Here is a 5,659-nt window from a genome sequence, read left to right on the forward strand (position 1 = left end):
CATGAAAGTACAAAATATAAAAAGATTCACCTAATAAATCCAATGACTATGTGGCATGAATTCGAATTTTATTTCACGTCATTTTGACATGAAATAAAATCCCTATATTTGAGACTGATTAGTTACTTACATTATTTTAAAAAGAAGCAAGGGCAAACAGATATTAATTTTTAGTTAAAAGACCTTTAGGAATAAAGTCATTAGCAAAACAAACGAAATTCAAAAAAAATAGTTCTACTGGTATTTGTATGAAAAACAAAATATTAAAACCATTAAGTGGATTAAGAAAATTAAGATTTGTAGTACTGTTAATTTTAATGGTTTAAAAAAGAAACTCCACAATATTTCCAGTTCAAAAAAAATTAATCCACTTTTTTGAACACCAACTTATCGCCTGACGGATTACTCAGGGTTAATCTCATATTTTCAATTTTATAAGAAGTTGTGCCTTGCAAAGCTTTTAGAAATTCACTTTCTTTATTATTCCCTGGACAAGCCATACGAGTGGTGATGGTATTGGTAAACCGAAGCAATCCTCTTTCGCAGAAAATGGTACCGTTCATTCTGTTGCAACCCGCATAACCCATAAAATTATTGGTCGAACTGTTGATTTCGAGGTTGGGTAATTCTTTCCTAAAATCGGCTGGACTTACCACAACACCATTGAGTTTTTCTAATACCCAAATGTCATGCAAGCGCGCATCGGTGATGTACTTGCCACAACCGCTGAAAGTGAATGAAGTCAGATTCTTTGTCATTTCAATACGCACTGCATAAGGATTATTTTCGCCAGACATTGTGTTTACGCAGTCTTGATGACTGATTTGGATGTTCATCGTCCCCGATTCTGTGGCCACACGGTACATTTTTACATTGGCATCCATCGCTCGAATGGGTTCAACGTGAACACTTTTGAAACTTTCAAAACCGGGTTTCAGGGAAGTAAATTCGATAAATTCTTCGGCTATTTTAAAACTCCATTCGGGTTTGTTGCCCAGGGCTCGAAAATAAATTCCGTTCTCTAAATCTTCCATTTGTTCCTTGTACGCAGGAGTTACTTCCGTTTTACTACTTTCCTTCTGAGCTGTTAGACTGCTTTTGCAACTTATAGTCATTGCAATAATTACCAAGAATTGAATCCCCTTTTTCATACCTTTTTCATTTAAAATCTATTCAAACTTTCCATCTACATAATACCAACATCCATCTTCTTTTTTGAAAGTAGAATGCTCGTGATGAATTTGGCTTTGTTTTTTATCATCCAAAAAGTAGGCCATAAATTCGACCGTATTTTCGGTAGCAGCAATAATTTCTAGTTTTTGCCATTCATTGGCTGTAGCCCAATTCAAAATATCTGCCTTCGAATAATAGTGTCTTTGAGAAATATGGGTTGTTTCTAATAAATAGTCTGCTTGATGCGTGGCATAAGCGGAATATCTGGATTTCATCAAAGCCAAAGCGGTTGGCGCTTTTTGATTTCCACTGATGTATTTTTGACAACAGTCCTGAAATAAAATACCTGAACCACAATAGCAACGAACAGCATTACTCATCTTCGGGGTTTATCTTTTGAAACAGCTGATTCAATAAAACTTGGTATTTACTGATTTCGATTAAATCTTCATCTTCATCGGTATGATCTAAGAAATCATCCAGTTTTTCGCTGATATCTGTTAGTTTATTGTTGGCTGATTTATGGTCTTTGGCAGCAATTAAATCGATAATTTCCTGCACTCCATTTTTTAGTTCTTCGAATTGACTTTTTTCCATAATTAGTTATTTTCTATCGTCTTTATCTTCATTGAATTTTTTGACAATTAATTTCAATTTCTCCTTACGCAAGGCTTTGGCAGCCTTTACCTTATCTTGCTCTTTGTGCAACTTATCGTTGTGAATTTTGATGTTCCTTTCGTTATTTCTTCCCATTATAGTGCTCTTTTTATTTCGTCTAAAGTCTTTGTTGTAAATATAAGTTGATCAATTATTTGCTTTCTTAAAACATCAATATCATCGTAATCGTAATATTTTGCCCAAGAAGTCAATGCAAATAAATTCCTGATTTGTTTGATTTTTTTAGTTGTTTCAAAACTTGTCCTGAGAATGGGCCTCGAATTGAAATTAGGATTGTTTTTATGTTGGTAATTCACTTTGTTTTTATCATAATCGACTTCCAAATAATACAATTCCTCCTCTGCATTATCAGGATAAAATTCGCTCCAAGCAGCAAAACCTATTTTGGTTTTAGAATTTGATTCAGGTTCCATCGGTTCCAATCGCCATTTGCTATTGGCCAATCTTCCCCAATGGTCCGACAATCGATACATTCCTTCTTTGGTATAAAAGTACTTACTACCCGATTTACTATTGTATTGAATTTGTAATCCTTCGATTTTCTCGGGCAAGACTTCGTGAAACACACAGAAGGTATTTTTGAAAGAATTAGGACTAGGTCGAAATATGGGCTCCATCCGACAAAGATAAACAGAAACGCGGCAACTAGCCAAGTCAATGAATAATTGATTAACTTTGCAAGCAATATTTATCAAAATTAAACAAGTTATGACTAAGTCTTCACAAGAAAAAATGCTTCAAAAAGGAGTTTATACCGGAATAATAGAACAAGACGAAAACAATAACTTTTTTTGCGGAGCCTACCTATTAGATTACAAAATGGTGATGACCAACCATAAACTTGGTGACTTGATTACCATAAAATCGGTGATCGAAAACCCAAGTGACATCAGCTACAATAAGTATCCAAAAAAGTCGAAAAACTTTGATAAGGCAAATAATAAGCCTCAACAATAGGTTCAAAATAAGCCTCTTTTTCTAGTACTTTTCCTTGCCTCAATTTCCTGTTTTTTAGTTTTTTTAATACTCTAAAATTGGAAAGTTAAAAAAAAGTGTACCTTTGCAAAAAATTGTCAATATTGAAAACCAAAAAAACGGGTTTCGCATTAAAAGACAAGTAGTTACATTTTTATGAAAAAAATAGTTGAATATCGAAAGCTACTAAATGTAGACAAAACTGTAGATTTAAAAGATTTAAAAACAATTTATCGCAACGCGATGAAAGACGCACATCCTGATAAATTTCAAGGGGATGAAGCGGGTTTAAAAGCTGCTGAAGAAAACAGTAAAAAAATTATTGAAGCGTATCATTTTTTAGTTAGCATCAACCCAGAAACTATTAAAGCGAACCTTCCAGAATATACTGAAACAATTTCAACTTCAACCATTACAGATTATAAATTTGTTGAAGGAAGGTTAATTATCAATTTTTCAAATGGAAGTGTTTACGAATACATCAGTGTGCCAAAAGCTACTTATGTTAAGATGGTAAACGCTGATTCTCCTGGAAGATTTGCAAAAAGACATATTTTGAACGCATTTACTTGGAGAAAAACGATCAATCAAGATTAAATTTTTCTACGCTCTATAATAAAAACACTCCTTTTAGGGGTGTTTTTGTGTTTTCTATCGAAAAATTAACATTAGAATTGTTTAGAATATTTATTTTAAGTAAGTTAGCAAAATAATAATTATTTGATGGCATAACTATGGAAGATCCTTGCACATTATATAAATCGCAACGCAGTAAAGCCCAAGCTGCACTTGACATACTCGAAAAACAAAGAGAAGAAATTTATCAAAAACTTAAATTTGATGAGTCGAATGCTTTTTGGCACAAAGAACTTAGATCAATCAATTTGGACATTAAAATTACTATGAACGAAATTGAGCACGCTGAATACAATATTCAGGAATGTGAATCAAATAATTCGATTTTAAATTAAATAGCGAAAATTACCTCTACAGGTCAAAGAATTACTCTTACAATACCCCCAAAATGAACTCCATTAATAGCAGTTCTTGTTTTATAATTAATAAATGTTAATTATAACAAAAATTTAAGTGATAAAATTATTGATATTTTAATAATTTAAATACTTTTGCACACTTAAATCATTTAACTTAATCCTAATGAAAAAAATAATTTTATTTTTATCCGCTACAGTGTTTTTAATCTCTTGTAGCAAAACCGAGTACACTATTTCTGGAACTGCAAAAGGAATTGCAAACGGAAAAACCATAATTATGGAAACTGCAGATGCTGCAGGTATGGGTTTGATTCCTGTTGATACTGTAAAAGTTGAAAACGAAAAATTTGAAATCACTGGAAAAGCAACTGAGCCTTCATTCCATATGTTAACTGTAGAAGGTATTGAAGGGAAATTCCCATTCATCCTTGAAAATGGAGATATTAGCATCGAAATCAACAAAGACAGCATCAACAAATCTAAAGTATCTGGAACTTATAGCAATGATGAATTTGTAAAGTTTAATGAAGATTTGATGAAAATTCAAAAAGACGTAATGGATTTTCAAAAGAAAAATACTCCTGCAATGACTCAAGCTCAACAAGCGAATGACACTGCAACCATCAATAAATTGATGAAAGAATACGGGAAACTTCAGGAAGTTAGCAATGCTGCTTCTAAAAAAGCATATACTACTTATTCTGAAACTCACCCAAAATCTTTTATTACTGTATTAATTGTACAAGGTATGCTTGGTGATCCTTCTGTGGATATCAAAAAAACAGAAAAATTGTTTGAAGGCCTTGACGAGTCGTTGAAAAACACAAAACCTGGTAAAGCGATTTTAGCAAAAATCAAAGAAACTAAGACTCCTTCGGTAAGTGCGGGTGCCGCTCCAGCAGCTCAAGCTCCGGTAGGAAGCAGCAAATGAAGATCCGATTTTTCGGCTCCTAATCCAGAAGGAAAACTAGTTAGTCTTAAGGAATCTTTAGGAAAAGTTACCATTGTCGATTTTTGGGCTTCTTGGTGTGGACCGTGTAGAGCTGAGAATCCAAATATGGTAGCACTCTATAAAGAATTTCATTCGAAAGGACTAAATATCATAGGTGTTTCGCTGGACAAAGATGCAAAAAAATGGAAAGAGGCTATTGCTAAAGATCATTTGACTTGGACACAGGTTTCGCATCTTCAGTATTGGGATGAACCCATTGCAAAGCAATATCAAGTGGAATCTATTCCTGCTCCTTTTGTACTTGATGCCTCTGGCAAGGTGATTGCAAAAAATCTAGTTGGAGCAGAGTTGAGAGCAAAAATAGCAGCCCTTTTATCTGAATAAGCTGAAAAATAAAAATAATAAAAAAATCTCCCTTGCGGAGATTTTTTTATTTTATTCAATTTCAACCGATTAAAAACTAATACGAAATTAAGTGCCAATATAATTTGGAAACCTAAAAACTGTTGCTATATTTGCAACCGCTTACGACAAATAAGCTTTTGGGGAGATACTCAAGCGGCCAACGAGGGCAGACTGTAAATCTGCTGTGTGAACTTCGCAGGTTCGAATCCTGCTCTCCCCACGAATAAATAGAGACATAAAGAATAACGCCAAGTTCACTTGAGCGTTTTTTTGTTGGATCTATTTTCAAAGCGTAGCTTTGCAGGAAAGACGAAGTCAATCCTGCTCTCCCCACGAATAAATAGAGACATAAAGAAAAACGCCAAGTTCACTTGAGCGTTTTTTTGTTGGATCTATTTTCAAAGCGTAGCTTTGCAGGAAAGACGAAGTCAATCCTGCTCTCCCCACGAATAAATAGAGACATAAAGAAAAACGCCAAGTT

The 5,659-nt window shown here is 33.8% G+C and carries 9 protein-coding genes, 1 tRNA gene and 1 pseudogene; 6 read left to right on the forward strand and 5 right to left on the reverse strand.

Going from position 1 to position 5,659, the window contains the following annotated elements; genetic code table 11:
* Positions 1-362 precede the first annotated feature (362 nt).
* The 5 genes from ACIQ1E_RS13525 to ACIQ1E_RS13545 are packed head-to-tail and all read right to left on the reverse strand — an operon-like array spanning position 363 to position 2,468.
* Positions 363-1,151 carry an META domain-containing protein gene (locus tag ACIQ1E_RS13525; RefSeq protein WP_396171841.1) on the reverse strand — a complete coding sequence of 263 codons (789 nt, stop codon included), beginning with the start codon at positions 1,149-1,151 and terminating at the stop codon, positions 363-365.
* Positions 1,152-1,169: 18 nt separating this feature from the next.
* Positions 1,170-1,553, reverse strand: a complete 384-nt coding sequence (locus ACIQ1E_RS13530) for a YchJ family protein (protein WP_396171842.1) — start codon at positions 1,551-1,553, stop codon at positions 1,170-1,172.
* Entirely contained in the window at positions 1,546-1,770 is a 225-nt protein-coding gene (locus ACIQ1E_RS13535) for a hypothetical protein (RefSeq protein WP_396171844.1), read from the reverse strand. Before ACIQ1E_RS13535 ends, ACIQ1E_RS13530 begins: the two co-directional genes overlap by 8 nt.
* A gap of 6 nt (positions 1,771-1,776) precedes the next feature.
* Positions 1,777-1,926 (reverse strand): hypothetical protein, encoded by a 150-nt coding sequence (locus tag ACIQ1E_RS13540; protein WP_396171845.1) that lies wholly within the window; start codon positions 1,924-1,926, stop codon positions 1,777-1,779.
* Complete coding sequence (locus ACIQ1E_RS13545; RefSeq protein WP_396171846.1) at positions 1,926-2,468, reverse strand: hypothetical protein; 543 nt, start codon at positions 2,466-2,468, stop codon at positions 1,926-1,928. The genes ACIQ1E_RS13540 and ACIQ1E_RS13545 overlap by 1 nt, the downstream gene beginning before the upstream one ends.
* A 91-nt stretch (positions 2,469-2,559) precedes the next feature.
* Between ACIQ1E_RS13545 and ACIQ1E_RS13550 the strand changes: the two genes are divergently transcribed.
* The 6 genes and pseudogenes from ACIQ1E_RS13550 to ACIQ1E_RS13575 all read left to right on the forward strand — a co-directional run bounded on the left by ACIQ1E_RS13550 (position 2,560) and on the right by ACIQ1E_RS13575 (position 5,398).
* A complete protein-coding gene (locus tag ACIQ1E_RS13550; RefSeq protein ID WP_396171848.1) occupies positions 2,560-2,808 on the forward strand; it encodes a hypothetical protein in 249 nt (82 codons plus the stop codon).
* 174 nt (positions 2,809-2,982) lie between these two features.
* Positions 2,983-3,423, forward strand: a complete 441-nt coding sequence (locus ACIQ1E_RS13555; protein WP_396171849.1) for a KTSC domain-containing protein — start codon at positions 2,983-2,985, stop codon at positions 3,421-3,423.
* Between the two features lie 137 nt (positions 3,424-3,560).
* Positions 3,561-3,797, forward strand: a complete 237-nt coding sequence (locus ACIQ1E_RS13560) for a hypothetical protein (RefSeq protein ID WP_396171851.1) — start codon at positions 3,561-3,563, stop codon at positions 3,795-3,797.
* Between the two features lie 187 nt (positions 3,798-3,984).
* The gene (locus tag ACIQ1E_RS13565; protein WP_396171853.1) at positions 3,985-4,752 is read left to right on the forward strand and encodes a DUF4369 domain-containing protein; all 768 of its coding nucleotides are present in this window, start codon (positions 3,985-3,987) and stop codon (positions 4,750-4,752) included.
* Positions 4,753-4,770: 18 nt separating this feature from the next.
* Positions 4,771-5,157 (forward strand): annotated as a pseudogene (locus ACIQ1E_RS13570) (peroxiredoxin family protein); the annotation flags it as partial.
* Positions 5,158-5,317: 160 nt separating this feature from the next.
* Positions 5,318-5,398: transfer RNA gene (locus ACIQ1E_RS13575), tRNA-Tyr, on the forward strand.
* Positions 5,399-5,659: the final 261 nt, after the last annotated feature.

Source organism: Flavobacterium sp. (assembly GCF_044348915.1).
In the GTDB taxonomy this organism is placed as follows: Bacteria; Bacteroidota; Bacteroidia; order Flavobacteriales; family Flavobacteriaceae; genus Flavobacterium.

Bases quoted from the DNA above. Each gene is read 5' to 3' on its own strand.
- ACIQ1E_RS13525 (WP_396171841.1), bottom strand. From the start codon at position 1,151: ATGAAAAAGGGGATTCAATTCTTGGTAATTATTGCAATGACTATAAGT.
- ACIQ1E_RS13530 (WP_396171842.1), bottom strand. From the start codon at position 1,553: ATGAGTAATGCTGTTCGTTGCTATTGTGGTTCAGGTATTTTATTTCAG.
- ACIQ1E_RS13535 (WP_396171844.1), bottom strand. From the start codon at position 1,770: ATGGAAAAAAGTCAATTCGAAGAACTAAAAAATGGAGTGCAGGAAATT.
- ACIQ1E_RS13540 (WP_396171845.1), bottom strand. From the start codon at position 1,926: ATGGGAAGAAATAACGAAAGGAACATCAAAATTCACAACGATAAGTTG.
- ACIQ1E_RS13545 (WP_396171846.1), bottom strand. From the start codon at position 2,468: ATGGAGCCCATATTTCGACCTAGTCCTAATTCTTTCAAAAATACCTTC.
- ACIQ1E_RS13550 (WP_396171848.1), top strand. From the start codon at position 2,560: ATGACTAAGTCTTCACAAGAAAAAATGCTTCAAAAAGGAGTTTATACC.
- ACIQ1E_RS13555 (WP_396171849.1), top strand. From the start codon at position 2,983: ATGAAAAAAATAGTTGAATATCGAAAGCTACTAAATGTAGACAAAACT.
- ACIQ1E_RS13560 (WP_396171851.1), top strand. From the start codon at position 3,561: ATGGAAGATCCTTGCACATTATATAAATCGCAACGCAGTAAAGCCCAA.
- ACIQ1E_RS13565 (WP_396171853.1), top strand. From the start codon at position 3,985: ATGAAAAAAATAATTTTATTTTTATCCGCTACAGTGTTTTTAATCTCT.